13 protein-coding genes are annotated in these 14920 nt (G+C 68.2%); 10 read left to right on the top strand and 3 right to left on the bottom strand.

Going from position 1 to position 14920, the window contains the following annotated elements; translation table 11 throughout:
* The first annotated feature begins 172 nt into the window (after positions 1-172).
* The 8 genes from groL (RIC11_RS10840) (at position 173) to RIC11_RS10805 (ending at position 7913) form a co-directional block, all read left to right on the top strand.
* Positions 173-1858: a chaperonin GroEL gene (groL, locus tag RIC11_RS10840; protein ID WP_350211118.1), complete on the top strand. Its 1686-nt coding sequence runs from the start codon at positions 173-175 to the stop codon at positions 1856-1858.
* Between the two features lie 172 nt (positions 1859-2030).
* Positions 2031-2333, top strand: coding sequence for a co-chaperone GroES (gene groES / locus RIC11_RS10835; protein ID WP_350211116.1), 303 nt, complete (start codon positions 2031-2033; stop codon positions 2331-2333).
* Positions 2334-2469: 136 nt separating this feature from the next.
* A complete protein-coding gene (gene groL, locus RIC11_RS10830; RefSeq protein WP_350211114.1) occupies positions 2470-4089 on the top strand; it encodes a chaperonin GroEL in 1620 nt (539 codons plus the stop codon).
* A 354-nt stretch (positions 4090-4443) separates the two neighbouring features.
* Positions 4444-5625 carry a molecular chaperone DnaJ gene (gene dnaJ / locus RIC11_RS10825; RefSeq protein ID WP_350211112.1) on the top strand — a complete coding sequence of 394 codons (1182 nt, stop codon included), beginning with the start codon at positions 4444-4446 and terminating at the stop codon, positions 5623-5625.
* A gap of 22 nt (positions 5626-5647) precedes the next feature.
* Positions 5648-6232, top strand: a complete 585-nt coding sequence (grpE, locus tag RIC11_RS10820; protein WP_350211110.1) for a nucleotide exchange factor GrpE — start codon at positions 5648-5650, stop codon at positions 6230-6232.
* Between the two features lie 128 nt (positions 6233-6360).
* A complete protein-coding gene (locus tag RIC11_RS10815; protein WP_350211108.1) occupies positions 6361-6699 on the top strand; it encodes an FmdB family zinc ribbon protein in 339 nt (112 codons plus the stop codon).
* Positions 6700-6707: 8 nt separating this feature from the next.
* Positions 6708-6893 carry a DNA gyrase inhibitor YacG gene (locus RIC11_RS10810; protein ID WP_350211106.1) on the top strand — a complete coding sequence of 62 codons (186 nt, stop codon included), beginning with the start codon at positions 6708-6710 and terminating at the stop codon, positions 6891-6893.
* Between the two features lie 21 nt (positions 6894-6914).
* Positions 6915-7913, top strand: coding sequence for a hypothetical protein (locus RIC11_RS10805; RefSeq protein ID WP_350211104.1), 999 nt, complete (start codon positions 6915-6917; stop codon positions 7911-7913).
* On the opposite strand, the gene RIC11_RS10800 is transcribed toward RIC11_RS10805, so the two are convergent.
* The 3 genes from RIC11_RS10800 to RIC11_RS10790 all read right to left on the bottom strand — a co-directional run bounded on the left by RIC11_RS10800 (position 7895) and on the right by RIC11_RS10790 (position 11523).
* Positions 7895-8218: a hypothetical protein gene (locus RIC11_RS10800; RefSeq protein ID WP_350211102.1), complete on the bottom strand. Its 324-nt coding sequence runs from the start codon at positions 8216-8218 to the stop codon at positions 7895-7897. The two genes, RIC11_RS10805 and RIC11_RS10800, sit on opposite strands and share 19 nt — an antisense overlap.
* Before the next feature lie 63 nt (positions 8219-8281).
* On the bottom strand, positions 8282-8629 hold the full coding sequence (locus tag RIC11_RS10795) for a P-II family nitrogen regulator (protein WP_350211100.1): 348 nt from the start codon (positions 8627-8629) through the stop codon (positions 8282-8284).
* Positions 8630-8670: 41 nt separating this feature from the next.
* Complete coding sequence (locus RIC11_RS10790; protein ID WP_350211098.1) at positions 8671-11523, bottom strand: zinc-dependent metalloprotease; 2853 nt, start codon at positions 11521-11523, stop codon at positions 8671-8673.
* A gap of 273 nt (positions 11524-11796) precedes the next feature.
* Here RIC11_RS10790 and RIC11_RS10785 point away from each other — a divergent pair, with 273 nt between their 5' ends.
* Together RIC11_RS10785 and RIC11_RS10780 are read left to right on the top strand one after the other, a co-directional pair.
* Positions 11797-12783: an aminoglycoside phosphotransferase family protein gene (locus RIC11_RS10785; RefSeq protein ID WP_350211096.1), complete on the top strand. Its 987-nt coding sequence runs from the start codon at positions 11797-11799 to the stop codon at positions 12781-12783.
* A 211-nt stretch (positions 12784-12994) separates the two neighbouring features.
* Complete coding sequence (locus RIC11_RS10780; RefSeq protein ID WP_350211095.1) at positions 12995-14905, top strand: protein-disulfide reductase DsbD family protein; 1911 nt, start codon at positions 12995-12997, stop codon at positions 14903-14905.
* Positions 14906-14920: the final 15 nt, after the last annotated feature.

The raw sequence follows: 14920 nt of genomic DNA, 5'->3' as shown, positions 1-14920 counted from the left end.
CGGTTGCTCACTCGCGGCGCGGTGAAGGTGCGCCTGCCATGGCAGGCGTTGGCCTGCCAAGCACGCGAGCCTGCCTAAGCCGCCTCTCCAGAGGGGGGGCGACGCAGGGCCCTCAATAAACCCGCTGGCGACTGCCAGCCGCAGCCATTCTCCCCGCCGGAGGTTATTCGCCGTGGCAAAACAGATGGTCTTTGACGAAGACGCCCGCAAGTCGCTCTCTTTGGGGGTCGAGAAGTTGGCCCGGGCCGTGAAGAGCACGCTAGGCCCGCGTGGCCGCAACGCGGTGCTCGACAAGGGTTGGGGGTCGCCGAAGGTCACCAAGGACGGCGTCACGGTCGCCGAAGACATCGACCTGGACGACCCGTACGAGAACCTCGGCGCCCAACTCGTGAAGGAAGCCGCGAGCAAGACGAACGACGTCGCCGGCGACGGCACGACCACGGCCACCGTGCTGGCCGAGGGCATCTTCCGCGAAGGCCTCAAGATGCTGGCCGCGGGCGCCGACCCGATGGCCCTCAGCCGCGGCATCCACAAGGCGGTCGAGGCGGTCGGCAAGTCGATCGAGAAGCTCGCCGACCCGATCGAGGTCAAGAACAAGAAGGAGCTGCAGCACATCGCCACGATCGCCGGCAACGGCGACCCAACGATCGGCTCGGTGCTGGCCGACGCGTTCAGCAAGGTCGGCAAGGACGGCGTGATCACGGTCGAAGAGGGCCGCACCGCCGAAACGACCGTCGAGGTCGTCGAGGGCATGCAGTTCGATCGCGGCTACCTGTCGCCGCACTTCGTCACCAACGAAGACGACATGGAGGCCGTCCTCGAGAATTGCCAGGTGCTGGTATTCGAGGAGAAAATCTCTAGCGCCAAGCTGCTCGTGCCGCTCCTCGAAGCGGTCAGCAAGAGCGGCAAGCCGCTGCTCATTATCGCCGAAGACGTCGAGGGCGAGGCCCTCGCCACCTTGGTGGTCAACAAGCTGCGTGGAATCGTGCAGGTCTGCGCCGTGAAGGCGCCCGGCTACGGCGACCGCCGCAAGGCGATGCTGGGCGACATCGCCACGCTCACCGGAGGCTCGGCGATCTTCAAGGACCTCGGCATCAAGCTGGACGGGGTTCAGCTCTCCGACCTGGGCCGCGCGAAGAAAGTGATCGTCGCCAGCGGCACGACGACCATGGTCGGCGGCGCCGGATCGAAGGACGCCATCAAGGGCCGCGCCGACCAGATCCGCGCCGAAATCAACTCAACCGACTCGGACTACGACCGCGAGAAGCTGCAGGAGCGGCTGGCGAAGCTCGCCGGCGGCGTCGCGCAGATCAAGGTCGGCGCGTCGACCGAGAGCGAGATGAAGGAGCGCAAAGACCTCTTCGACGACGCCCGCGCCGCCACCCACGCGGCCCTCGAAGAAGGGATCGTCCCCGGCGTCGGCGTCGCGCTGCTGCGTAGCGAGAAGGCCGTCGACAAGCTCGACTTGGCCGGCGACGAGAAGCTCGGCGCGCAGATCGTCAAGAACGTGCTCAGCTACCCGCTCTCCTGCATCGCCGCGAACGCCGGCGTCGACGGCGCCGTCGTTGTCAACCGCGTCCGCAACCTGAAGGGCAAGAACGAAGGTTACAACGCGGACAAAGACGAGTACGTCGACCTGGTGGCGGCCGGCATCATCGATCCGGCCAAAGTGGTCCGCACGTCGCTGCTGAATGCGGCGAGCGTCGCGGCGCTGCTGCTGACGACCGAGTCGCTCATCACCGACGCCCCCAAGGACGACGACGACGAAGCCGGCGGCCACGATCACGACCACGGCATGGGCGGGATGGGTGGCATGGGCGGCATGGGTGGCATGGGTGGCATGCCCGGCATGATGTGATGAACGAGGGGGGCCCGCCGTCGGCTATCGGCTGTCGGCGACGCCCCCGAGAGACTCTGCCCCAACAGACTCCGCGGCGCCCACCGACAGCCAATGGCTGACAGCCGATAGCTTCAAACCAATCAACGCTTCGAAGAAGCGGCAAATACACCGTCACAAAGGAATCCAATCCATGGCCAAAGGCATCAATCTGCGTCCCCTGGACGACCGCGTTGTCGTTTCCCCGCTCGAGGCGGAGGAGGTCACCTCCGGCGGCATCGTGCTGCCGGACTCCGCGCGGGAGAAGCCGCAACGCGGCAAGGTGGTCGCCGTGGGGGCGGGCAAACTGCTCGACTCGGGCGAGCGGGGCGCGTTGTCGGTCGCCGTCGGCGACGAGGTCATCTACGGCAAGTACGGCGGGTCGGAAGTCGAGATCGACGGCGACGAGTACAAGATCCTCCGCGAGTCGGACCTGCTCGCGAAAGTCACCGGCTGACCCCGGAGATGCGAGACTCGCGTTGACAGAGGCGAGATCGGAACAGCCCCAAGTGGCCTCTCGCAGTCTGGCATCCGTCTGACAAACCACGCCGGCTCAACCGCCGACCCGCGGCCCAAACCACACAGGAACCACAATGGCCAAACAACTCATGTTCGACGACGCCGCGCGGGCGAAGGTGATCGCCGGCGTCGACAAGCTCGCAGACGCGGTGGCGGTGACCATGGGTCCCACCGGCCGCAACGTGATCATCAACAAGTCGTTCGGCGGCCCGACCGTCACGAAGGACGGCGTCACGGTCTCTAAGGAGATCGAGCTGGAAGACCCCTTCGAGAACATGGGCGCGAAGCTCGTGCACGAGGTCGCCGACAAGACGAGCAAGTTCGCCGGCGACGGCACCACGACCGCCACGGTGCTCGCCCGCGCGATCCTCAAGGAGGGCGCCCGCAACATCGTCGCGGGCAGCAACCCGACCGCCGTGCGTCGCGGCATCGAGAAGGCCGCCCAGGCCGTGTGCGACCACCTCGACGAGGCCGCCAAGGACGTCAGCAGCAAGGAAGAGATCGCCCAGGTCGGCGCCATCAGCGCGAACAACGACCGGGTGATCGGCGACCTGCTGGCCGACGCGATGGAGAAGGTCGGCAAGGACGGCGTGATCACCGTCGAGGAGGGCAAGACCACCGAGACGACCCTCGAGTTCGTCGAGGGCATGCAGTTCGACAAGGGCTACCTCTCGCCCTACTTCATCAACGACCAGACCTCGATGGAGGCGGTCCTGGAGGACGCTTACCTGCTGATCCACGAGAAGAAGATCAGCAACCTGCGCGACCTGCTGCCGGTCCTCGAGGCGGTCAGCCAGAAGGGCAAGCCGCTGCTGATCATCGCCGAGGACGTCGAGGGCGAGGCCCTCGCGGCGCTGGTTGTCAACAAGCTGCGCGGCGTGCTGAACGTGGCCGCCGTCAAGGCGCCCGGCTTCGGCGACCGCCGCAAGGCGATGCTCGGCGACATCGCCACGCTGACCGGCGGCACGCTGATCAGCGAGGACCTCGGAGTGAAGCTCGAGAGCGTCACGCTGGAGCACCTGGGCCGCGCGAAGAAGGTGTCGGCCGCCAAGGACACGACCACCATCGTGCAGGGCGCCGGAAAGACCGAGGACGTGCAGAAGCGGATCGAGCAGATCCGCAAGTCGATCGAGCAGTCGACCAGCGACTACGACAAGGAGAAGCTGCAGGAGCGGCTCGCGAAGCTCACCGGCGGCGTGGCGATCATCTCGGTCGGCGCGTCGAGCGAGGCCGACATGAAGCAGAAGAAGGCCCGCGTCGAAGACGCCCTGCACGCCACCCGCGCGGCCGTCGAAGAGGGGATCCTCCCCGGCGGCGGCGTCGCGTTGCTCCGCTCGAGGGAGGCCGTCGAGGCGGCCCGCTCCTCGGCCAAGGGCGACGAGAAGATCGGCGTCGACATCGTGCTCGGCGTGCTCGACGCGCCGCTCAAGCAGATCGCCGCCAACGGCGGCCTGCACGGCAGCGTGATCGCCGACGAGGTCGCCCAGAAGGGCAAGAACATCGGCTACGACGCCAACGCCGGCGAGTACGTCGACATGTTCAAGGCCGGCATCATCGACCCGGCGAAGGTCGTCAAGACCGCCATCAGCAACGCCGCCAGCATCGCCGGCCTGCTGCTGACGACCGAGGCCCTGGTGACCAACTACGACTCGAAGGACGACGACAAGCGCGGCGTCGTGGGCAGCGTCCGCTGACCGCGACCAACCCGATCGTCACAGCCCGCCGGGCCACCGCCGCACCACGGCGCGTGGCCCGGTTCGCTGACGGGAGTAAGCCACGGATGAACACGGATGAACTCGGATGCGGAGCGGCTGGCTTCCGTACCAATGCGCGTCTCCTGCGAGTAGAGACGGGCCAGATCGAGCAGCCAAACGTCGTGTTCCACCCGCCTGGGATGCCGCAAAAGGCATATCGTAGCTGGCAAGACCTGAAGAAAGTGGTCGTTCCTGAGAACGGCGACCATTCCGCTGACTTCGTTCGGCACATCGACCGCTAGGACACCCGTGTTCATCCGCGTTCATCCGTGGTCCCAGAAGCCCCACGAATAGATGCCTGCTCAACGTGACTACTACGAAGTGCTCGGCGTCGATCGCAACGCGACCGACGCCGAGATCGCTTCGGCTTATCGCAAGATGGCGATCCTCCACCACCCGGATAAAAACCCGGGCGACGAGGGCGCGGTCACGCTGTTCAAGCAAGCCGCCGAGGCGTTCGAGGTGCTCGGCGACAAGGAGAAGCGCGCCCGCTACGACCGCTTCGGCCACGCGGGCGTGAACGGCGCGCGGGGCGGCGCCGGCGGCTTCAACGACGTCGAGGACATCTTCAGCGCGTTCGGCGACATCTTCGGCGACATGTTCGGCGCCGGCGGTCGCGGCGGTCGCGGCGGCCGCGCCCGCGTGCACCCGGGACGCGACGTGCGGTGCGACGTCACACTCACGCTCCACGAAGCGGCCGATGGCGTCACCAAGAAGGTCCAGTTCCAACGCCACGAGGCGTGCGACGACTGCGGCGGAACCGGCGCCGCGCCGGGCGCCACCCGCGAGATGTGCGGCTACTGCGGCGGCCACGGCCGAGTGGTCCAGGCGGCGGGCATCATCCGTATGCAGACCACCTGCCCCGCGTGCCACGGCGCCGGCAGCACCGTCAGCAAGCCGTGCCGGCCCTGCCGCGGCACGGGGCAGCGGCTGAAGACCGTCGCGACCGAGGTCCGCATCCCGGCCGGCGTCGACGAGGGGACCCGCGTGCGGATCGCCGGCGAGGGAGAAAAGAGCCCCGACGGCGGCCCCCCCGGCGACTGCTACTGCTTCATCAGCGTGCTCGACCACCCGCTCTTCGAGCGCGAGGGCCAGCACCTGATCTGCCGCATCCCGATCACCTACACGCAGGCCGCGCTCGGGTGCGAGCTCGAGGTGCCCACCCTCGACGGCCGCGACACGATCAAGCTGCCGCCGGGCGCCCAGTCCGGCGACATCCTGCGGCTGGACGGCCGCGGCATGCCCGACCCCCGCCGGCACGGGTTGGGCGACCTGCTCGTGCAGGTCATCATCGAGGTGCCCAAGAAGCTCTCGCCGGAAGAGGAGAAGCTGCTGCGGCAGCTCGCGGAGCTCGAGCACAAGAACGTCGCGCCGCAGCGGAAGAGCTTCTTCCAGCAATTGAAGGACTACTTCGTCGGCGAGCACGGCGAGCCGGCGGCGGCCGACGCGGCGTCGGCTGGCGACGCCGACGACTGACCACGAACCCGGGCCAAGCGCCATGCCAACCGATCCCAACGACATCGACGACGCGCTCGCCGAGCCCCAGGCCGAAGGCGAAACGGCGCCGGGCGAGACCGTCATCTTCAAGGCGGGCGACCCCGCCGACGAGCCGGCGGCCGACGCCGAGCCGAGCGTCGAGGTGCAGCTGGCGGCCGCGGAAGACCGCGTCCTGAGGCTGCAGGCGGAGCTCCAGAACGTGATGAACCGCGCCCGCCGCGAGCTGTCCGACGCGCGGCGATACGGCCCGCTCGACCTGGCCCGCGACCTCTTGCCCGCGATCGACAACATCGATCGCGCGCTCGAGGCGGCCGAGAAGTCGGGCGAGGCTAAGGAATTGGCGGCCGGCTTCAAGATGGTCCGGCAGCAGCTGGCCGAGTCGCTTTCTAGGCACGGCTGCGAGCCGATCGACACCACCGCCGGCGTCGAATTCGACCCGACCTTCCACGAGGCGATACTCCAACAGCCGTCCGAGGAATTCGCCGCCGGGGCGATCCTGCACACGGCCCAGTCCGGCTTCAAGCTGCACGACCGCGTCCTCCGGCCGGCGCAGGTGATCGTGTCGTCGGGGCCGGCGGAAAGCTGAATACCAGCGGGACGAGCCTATCCCTACGAGTCCAAGAGACTCGGCGGAGGGTTCGATAGACGGCGAAGCGCAGAAACGAGGCGACCTTCCATCTGTTCCTTTATTCGCGTGATTCGCGGGCCCATCCAATGCCAACCTACGACTACGTCTGCGACGCGTGCGACCACGAGTTCGAGCTGTTCCAACAGATCTCCGAGCCCGTGAAGAAAAAGTGCCCCGAGTGCGGCAAGCTCAAGCTCCGCCGGCTCTTCGGGACGGGTGCGGCGGTCGTCTTCAAGGGGTCTGGCTTTTACGAGACCGACTACCGCAGCGACTCGTACAAGAAGGCGGCCGAGAAGGACAAGAAGTCGGGCGAGAAGAAGTCCGAGTCGAAGTCGGAATCGGCGTCGGCGGCCCCTGACAGCAAGTCCGACACCAAGAAGAACACTTCCACCAAGTCCGATACGAAGTCGGCCAAGAAGGAGTGACCCGCTCGGTGCGTTGCCCCGTTTGCGACAACCAATTCGATCCGGCAAAAACGCCGGCGATGCCGTTCTGTAGCGAGCGGTGCCGCACGATCGACCTGGGTCGGTGGCTCGAGGAGGGGTATTCTCTCCCGCACCTGCCCGACCCCGACGACCCCGACGACGACCCCGACCAGGGCGAGCCGGAAGACGCCTAGCTCCGACGCCCCTCGCCCGCCGTGCCCCCCCTGTCGCCGGCGATCGCTACGCACGCGACCCGCTCCACCATGCCGGACGACCGCCCGCTGCCGCGTCTGCCCGCCGAGCCGCTGCGTCGGATGGACTGGCCGGCGGTCGCGCCGTGGCTGTTGCTGCTGCGGGTCCCGGAAGCCGTCGCCGGGTGGCCGATGGTCGTTGGCGGCCTCGCCGCGGCGGCGATAGGATCCGCCGCCGCCGACGCGCCGCTCGGCCCGGCGCGGCCCTGGCTCGTGGCGGCGCACGTTTGGTCGGGCGTGTTCAACTACCGCGAGCCCTCGGCTTGGGGGGTCGTCGCCGCGGTGTTGTGGGTGGCGATCGGCGCGGCGATTATTCGTATCACGGCCCTCAGGCTGACCAGGGCGGCGGGCCGCGGGGTGTTCCGCTCGTTGCTTAGCGGGATCCGGAGCACGCCGTCGGTGCTCGCGGCGGCCGCCTTGCTGGCGGCGCCCGCCGGCTTGGTCGCGGCGGTCTTGTGGTCCCTGGCGGCGTTGACGCGCCTCGTCGGCGGGCCGCCGCTTGCGGAAGCCCTCGCGCCGCTAGGCTTCGTGTTCGCGGCGATCCCACTGGCGGTTCTCACGCTGGCCGCGGTCGTCGGGCTGCCGATCGCCTTGGCCGCCACGGCTGTCGATGGGGCAGACGCGTTCGATGCGGCTAGCCGGGCGTTCGCTTACGCAACGCAGCGCGTCGCCCGACTCGCTTGGTACGCGGCGATTGCCGCGGCGGTGGGCCTCCTCACGACGACGCTCCTCGAAGCGGCGCTGGGCCTGGCCGCCTGGCTGCTCGCCGTGGTCACAGGCGCGGAGGGGATGCTCCGGGAGCCGACCGGCTGGTTCGCCCGCGCGGCGGTCCGCCTGGCGCGGGGTTACTACCCGGCCTACGCGTTCGCCTCGTTCGGCGCGGTCTACCTGCTGCTGCGTCGCGACATCGACGGCCAGCCGATCGACGAGCTGAACCAGCCGGCTCAGTCGCCTGCCGCGTAGCGTGCGAGCAACTCGCCCATCTGGCGATGGAACGCGCCGCGGCTCAGCACCACGTCGAACCCTCCCTGGCGGGCTTGCTCGAGCTTCGCCTCGTGCACGTGGGGCCCGTACGCGAGCAGCGTCACGCGCGGCGCCGCTTCGCGGAGCGACCTGACCAGCGCCGGCAGGTCGGCGGCCTTCGCCGTGAGGTCGAAGGCGACCAGCCGAGTCGACTCGTCGATGGCCGCGAGCACGTCGGCGGGCCGCACGGTCTGCAGTTCGACGCCCGCCGCACGGGCCGCGCCGTCGGCGGTGGAGGTGGCCATAAGGTCGGTTGTCACGAGCACGGCAGACAAGAACGGATCTCCCGACAAAGGGCCGCAAGGCATTCACACGGCGCCGGGCCCGGTCAGCCCGTCGCTGATTTGGTAGGCCTCTGCGAGCGGCAGCACGAGGACCTTGCCGTCGCCGATGTGGCCCTCCTTGCTGGTCCGTGCGTGCTCCTCCAAGCAGTGGATCGTGGGCTCGACGAAGTCGTCGTTCACCGCGATCTGCAACTCGACCTTGCGGAGCAAATGGGTCTCGTACTCGTGGCCGCGGTAGGTCTCTGCGTGGCCGCGTTGCCGGGCGAAGCCCATCGCGTCGGCCACCGTCAGGCGCGTGACGCCGATCGCCGCCAGCGCCTGCTGCGCAGCTTCGAGTTTGGTCGGTTGGATAACCGCGATGATCAGCTTCATGCCGCCGCCTGACGGATTCCGCCGCTCTGGGAGGGCGGCGGTCAGTCGGAAGGATACCCTTCTGGGTCGGCCGATAGTACCGGGGCCTGGCCCTCGGCGCCCGGTTCGGCGCCGAAGATCAGAGTAGAGAAAAGGCCCCCGCCGCCGGCGCGCTCGAAGACCCGGTCTGTTTTGAGAGTCTTCTCGATGCGGTCGGACGCCTCGCGCAGGTGCGCCGAGGTGTAGCGGTCGATCTCCGGGTCGTCCTCCAGCAGCTCGTCGATCTCTTTCCTCAGGTCGGCCAGCTCGGCGTAGGCCAGCGTCTGGCAGTCCTCCGGCGCGGTGGTCCGGTCGAGCGCCAGGGTGGCGAGCCGCTCGAGGTAGCTCCGTTGCAGGTTGCGTCGGAGGCTGCTGATGAGCGGCTTGCGGTTGGTGTACTCGCCGGGTTCGAAGCCGCGGATCTCGGCGAAGACCGCGTCGGAGAGCGTCGACATCAGCTCCGCGACGGTCAACGCGTCCTCGTCGGGGTCGAGCTTCAGCTCGTTGTCGTGCAAGCGCGTCAGGGTGAGCGAGCTGAGCAGCTGGTCCAACACCCGGTCTTGCCACATCAGGATCGTCTGGTGGACGGGGTAGTCGATCCGGGAGGTCGAGCGGACCCCCCAGTGGCTCCACCTCGACGGGGTGAGCTTGTTGTAGAGCGAACGCGGCACGTTGAACGGCTGCTCGCCGAGCAGCTCTTCGGAGACCAACGCGAGCGCCTCGCGTTGCCGCTCCGGATCGACGAGCTCGAAGGGCTCGGGCGCGTTGTCGTCGCCCTTGTGGGAGCGGCTCAGGTAGACGCCGCCGACGTAGCGCGCCACGTTGAAGACCGCCGCGCCCTCGCGGGCCATCAGCACGCCGAGGGCCTGCCGCGCCTTCTGGTAACCCTCGCCCTCTTCGACCAGGTCGTCGACGACCTTCGGCAGCGCCTCGCGGACGAGCTCCACTTGGAGGTTCGCGTAGTCGACGAGGTTGTTGCTGAAGTCGAAGCGGCGGCTGTGCGGGTCGGGGTCGATGCCGCGAGTCTCTTCGTCGGTGGTGTATGCGAGGCCCGGCTCGCCGCTGCGCGACGCGATCTTCTCGAGGCCCTCCTTCTCGTCCTTCAGCGGCTTGTAGCCGTACTCGATCGCCCAGTAGTCGTAGGGACCGATCGTCGTGGTGTAGTAGTCGACCTCCGGCTCTCCCTCGGGGAGGATGAAGACCGGCGCGTAGTCCATGACCGAGGCCACCAGGCCGGTCTTGCGGGTCTTCTCGACGTCCTTCATCTGGTCGAGCGAATAAAGGGTGCTCGCCTTGAAGTTGTGCCGCAGTCCGAGGGTGTGGCCGACCTCGTGCATGGTCACTTCCTTAAGGCCCTGGTTGACCAGCTTGTCGAGCTCCTCGGTGGAGCGCTTGCGCGTGGCGGCGATCGTCGCCGCGAAGGCCATCTGCCGAGCCGCGCCGCCGAGCAGGTTGCAGCTGCAGCGGCCCGTGTGCTGGTGGCCACGAAGCCGCGCGGGCAGGCTACGCTGTTGGGCCTCGTAAGACTCGATGTCGATCGGGCCGCCCGTGAGCGCGGCGATCGATTGCGGCGTGAAGAGCTCGTACTCCTGCTTCCAGGCCTGCAAGAAGTCCGCGTCGAAGATGATGTCCGCGTCGAGGATCTCGCCCGTCATCGGGTTGACCCGCGAGGGGCCCATGGCGAAGCCGGCGCCCGAGGTGATCCAGCGGAACGTGTTGTAGTTGATGTCGCCCGGGTCCCACTCGGCGCTCTGGGGCTGCTGCTCGACCTCGATCGCGTTGTAGAAGCCGGCCTTCTCGAAAGCGAGGTTCCACTCTTCGATGCCGTCGCGGATCGGCTTGCGGTACTGGTAGGGCACCGTCTTCTCGAGCCAGAACTTGATGGGCTTCTTCGGGACCGACACGTCGGCCGACTTGTCGGCCTTCTGCAGGTTCCAGCGGGTGATGTAGCGTACGAACCGGTCGTCGGGGTCCTTCTTCGAGAAGTCCTTGACGGCGGTCAGGAAGTAGCCGATTCGGTCGTCGGCCTCGCGTGGCTCGTAGTCGGTGTCCGGCAACCGGCTGATCGAGTAGTGGACGTTGATCGTGGCCGCGCGCGAGTCCGGCACGGTCTCCAGGTAGCGCGTGCCCGACGACGCGTAGGTGGCGGCGACCTGGATCTCGACGTTCTGGTCGTAGCCGGTCACCGAGCCCCAGCTGCTCCGCTGCTTGTTGAACGAGAAGCCGTACAACACCTGGCTGATCTGCGGCAGGTCCGTCAAGAAGACCGGCGACAGGTCGACAATGTACGAGCCGCCCGAGCCGCGCGACGCGATCGGCAGGCTGAACAGGATGCTGTCGGTGTAGGCCAGCTTCACCGCCTCGGAGGTCGGGGTGCCGCTGGCGGCCTTGAAGCGGACGTTGCGGCGGACAATGTGGATGTTGTCCCCCTGCTTGCGGAACTGCCACACCCAGTTGTCGTCGAAGTTCCAGCTGTATCCGCCCAGCAGCGGCGCCTGGCCGATGCCCTTGGCGATCGTGATCAGGACGATGAAGTCCTTGTCCAAGTCGGACGACTTCAGCTCGGCGAAGAGCTTCTCGTCCGACAGGTGCATCTTGACCACGCCTTCGATCTCTTTGGTGTCTTTCAGCACCTTCGAGGCGGGCGGGTACTTCGGCTTCGAGTCCTCGTCGGCCTTGTCCGACGAATCGCTGCTCGAGCCGCCGTTGCTTCCGGCGGCGATCGGGCCGGCTTCGCCGGGCGCCTGCTGCGCCGAGTCGGCCGCACTACCGCCGCCGGAGGACTCGTCCGCTGCGGCACGGTGCGGCGTGGCGAGCGCCACTCCCAGGGCGAGGAGCGTGAGGCAGCACAGCGGGCGGAGGGTCCTACGCGTCATATCAGTTGGTTCTCTTAATTAGGGACTCGGGCGTCCCAGAGGCGGTTCCCGCGGCCTGCCCGGCGGCGGCGGCGGGCCGTTTCGACGCTGTCACAACCGGCGTTCTAGGAATAATAGGCAGCGACACGCCTGGCGAGGCGCGGAACTATACCCCACGACGCCGTACTTCGCCGAGTCGTTCCACACATCAAAGCTACCGCAGCCGGCCAAAATGCCCCAGGCGAAGTAACAGACGGCCCCCTCTTTTTTGGGAAGGCCGCAGCCCACCCCGCCATGCCCGAACCAACTACCCCGCCCGGCGCCCCGACCCGGATACGGCGAGAAGTCGAACGTCGCCTCTTCGCGGCGGCCGAGGTCGCCTGGTGCGCGGCCGGTGGCGGGATGTCGGATGCTTTGGTCTGGCGGGTGTGCGACGGCCATCGCGCGTACGCCGTCCGCCGCTGGCCCGCGGAAATGGCCGAGGCGCGACTCGGTTGGATTACGCAAACTCTCGCCGAGTTGTTTCACCGAGGTTGCGATTTCGTCGCGGTTCCTTTGCCCGGGCAAGGCGCCGAGCGATGGCCCCTCCGCGATCCCGACGGCGCTTCCTGGGAGGCTTCGCCCTGGCTCGAAGGCGCTCCGCTGGGAGCGAAGCCGTCGCAGCAGGAACTCAAGGCGGCGATCGGCGGCCTGGCCGCGCTGCACCGAGCCGCCCGCGGCCTCCAGGCGCCACGGGGTGCGCCCGTCTGGTCGGTCGCCCAGCGGATCGATCGGCTCCGAGAGATCGCGGCTGGTGAAGACCCGAGCGAGGCCGCCGATCTGTCCAACGCCCCCCCCGGGCTGGCGGGTGTCGTCGCTACGGCACGCCGGGCCGCGGCGGCGACCGCACAGCGACTGTTGCGTTATCGGGAACAGGAGTCCCCGACGGTGATCGTCCATGGCGACGCGCGGCCCGACCACTTCCTGCTGCGCGATGGGCGGCTGTCGGGCGTAGTCGACTTCGGCGCGATGCGGGTCGACTTGGCGGAGGCCGACGTCGCGCGTTTGGCCGGAGAACTCGCGGCTGGCGACCGTCGGCTGCGCGACCTCGTCGTCGATCTGTACGCAGCGGCCGCCGGACCGATCGATCGCCAGCTGGTAGCCGCCCTCGACCAGGCGAACGCCGTGATTGCGGCCGACAATTGGCGGAAGTGGCTCGCCGGCCGCGACCGGGGCGGTTGGGATCAGGCCGCTGTGACCGAACGACTCCGCTCGATAGCGATGCGGCTACCCGCGGAGTGAGGGCCCCCAGTCGAACGTGCGGCAGCTCACGTCCGGGGCCAGGCGCGACGAACCGACCGGCGTGCGGTTGCGTCGAATTGCCATTCCCGGGGATATTCAGTTCGATCCCCGGGTACCCCTCCGCCCCCAACGCCTTTCATCGCCGGCGCCGCCGAAACTGCCGATGTGCCGACCCGACCGTTATAGATCCTTCGCCTGCGCCGCCTGCCTTGTGGGCGCGCTGTTGGGCTCGGCGGCCGCAGCCCAGTCGAAGTCTAGCCCTGGCTCGACCGAGCTGAACCTTGAAGGCTTCAAGGGGGGCGTCTTCGATGGGCTGGACTTCGGCGCAGGCCAGCCCGACGGCGAACTGGTCACCGTGTCGGCGCGGTTCACCGCCCCGACCGAGACCTCGCCCGCCATGCTGGCCGTCACGGCCAAGGTCGCCGACGGCTACCACATCTACTCGGTCACCCAAGCCAAGGGCGGACCGCAGCCGACCAAGCTCTCGATCAACGAGGGCTCGGGCGTCCGTCGCGTCGGCGACTGGGTCGCCGATCCGCCCCCCGAGAAGCACACCGACGAGCAGATCTGGCCGGGCTTGGTCCTTGAGGAGCACACCGGCGAGGTCACGTGGCGGGCGCCGATCGCGCTGCCCGAAGGCGCCGATCCGGCCGGGCTGAAGATCAGCGGCGAGGCCGACCTCCAGGCCTGCACCGAAGTCGCCTGCAACGCGGTCGAGGCGACGTTCCTGGCCGAACTCGCTCCGCCCGGCTCGATCGAGCCTCCCCCCTTCGCACAACCCGGCGCGCCGTCGCCGACGGGGGGAGAGTCGGCGGCGATGGCCGACGCGGCGAGCGGCGGGCTCGCGGTCAAGCTCGGCTTCGCCTTGTTGGGCGGCTTGATCCTGAACCTAATGCCGTGCGTGTTGCCGGTGATCGGGCTGAAGGTGCTCTCGTTCGCTGAACAGGCGGGGCACGACCGGCGGCGCGTGCTGACGATGAATCTGGCTTACTCGGCCGGCCTGATCAGCGTCTTCTTGCTGCTCGCCGTGCTGGCCTCGCTCGCCCAACTCGGACTGGCGAAACAGAGCTTCGGCTGGGGCGAGCTGTACACCCTCTCGTGGTTCAAGGTCAGCATGGTGGTGCTGGTCTTCGCTATGGCGCTGAGCTTCCTCGGCGTGTGGGAGATCCCCATTCCCGGCTTCGCCGGCGTGGGCAAGGCGAACGACTTGCAGGCGAAGGAGGGCTACTCGGGCGCGTTCTTCAAGGGCGTGTTCACGACGGTGCTCGCCACGCCGTGCAGCGGCCCCTTCTTGGGGCCGGTGTTCGGCTACACGCTCAGCCAGCCGCCGGCCATCACCGCGCTGATCTTCTTGTTCGTCGGGCTCGGAATGGCGGCCCCCTACCTGCTGATCGGCGCGTTCCCGTCGCTGATAAAGGTGTTGCCCAAGCCGGGCGCGTGGATGGTCACCTTCAAGCAGCTAATGGGCTTCGTGTTGATGGCGACCGTCGTGTACTTGATCGCGACACTCGGCGAATCGGTCTACCTGCCCACGCTGGCCACGCTGGTCGGCGTGGGGTTCGCGTGCTGGTGGATCGGGTCGACGCCCCTCACCAAGTCGGCCGCCGCCCGCGCACGGGCCTGGGGCCTCGGGATAACGACCGCCGTCGTGACGGGGTTCGCGTCGTTTTGGGCGCTGGGGCCGAGCGATCACGAGCTGCCGTGGGTGCCGTTCAGCCCCGCGACGCTCGAGGCGGCCAAGAGCCAAGGCGACACCGTGCTGGTCGACTTCACCGCCGACTGGTGCCCCACCTGCAAGTACAACTCGCGGTTCGTCATCAACACCGAGGGGGTGGCTCGCGTCGTGAGGGAGAACGGCGTGACGCCGATCCTCGCCGACTGGACCGACCGCAGCGAGACCATCAAGCAGACGCTCGAACGCCTCGGCAGCCGCAGCATCCCGTTCCTGGCCATCTTCCCGGCCGACCGGCCGGACGACCCGATCCTGCTGCCCGACGTGCTCACCGAGGAGCAGTTGCTCGAAGCGCTCGCCAGCGCCGGCGCGGTCAAAGCGAACCCGCAAGCGACCGCCGGCCCCGAGATCGAGATCGGCGAGGCCCGGCCGGCCGGCGCATTGCGCTGAGGCCGAAGGCGAACC

It is taken from the genome of Botrimarina sp., from assembly GCF_040219535.1.
GTDB lineage: Bacteria > Planctomycetota > Planctomycetia > Pirellulales > Lacipirellulaceae > Botrimarina.
This window is presented reverse-complemented; position numbering and strand designations above follow the sequence as displayed.

Excerpts from the sequence above, each read along its gene's own strand:
- dnaJ (WP_350211112.1), top strand. The coding sequence starts at position 4,444 with ATGCCTGCTCAACGTGACTACTACGAAGTGCTCGGCGTCGATCGCAAC.
- RIC11_RS10795 (WP_350211100.1), bottom strand. The coding sequence starts at position 8,629 with ATGAAGCTGATCATCGCGGTTATCCAACCGACCAAACTCGAAGCTGCG.
- RIC11_RS10800 (WP_350211102.1), bottom strand. The coding sequence starts at position 8,218 with ATGGCCACCTCCACCGCCGACGGCGCGGCCCGTGCGGCGGGCGTCGAA.
- RIC11_RS10785 (WP_350211096.1), top strand. The coding sequence starts at position 11,797 with ATGCCCGAACCAACTACCCCGCCCGGCGCCCCGACCCGGATACGGCGA.
- grpE (WP_350211110.1), top strand. The coding sequence starts at position 5,648 with ATGCCAACCGATCCCAACGACATCGACGACGCGCTCGCCGAGCCCCAG.
- RIC11_RS10815 (WP_350211108.1), top strand. The coding sequence starts at position 6,361 with ATGCCAACCTACGACTACGTCTGCGACGCGTGCGACCACGAGTTCGAG.
- groES (WP_350211116.1), top strand. The coding sequence starts at position 2,031 with ATGGCCAAAGGCATCAATCTGCGTCCCCTGGACGACCGCGTTGTCGTT.
- RIC11_RS10790 (WP_350211098.1), bottom strand. The coding sequence starts at position 11,523 with ATGACGCGTAGGACCCTCCGCCCGCTGTGCTGCCTCACGCTCCTCGCC.
- groL (WP_350211114.1), top strand. The coding sequence starts at position 2,470 with ATGGCCAAACAACTCATGTTCGACGACGCCGCGCGGGCGAAGGTGATC.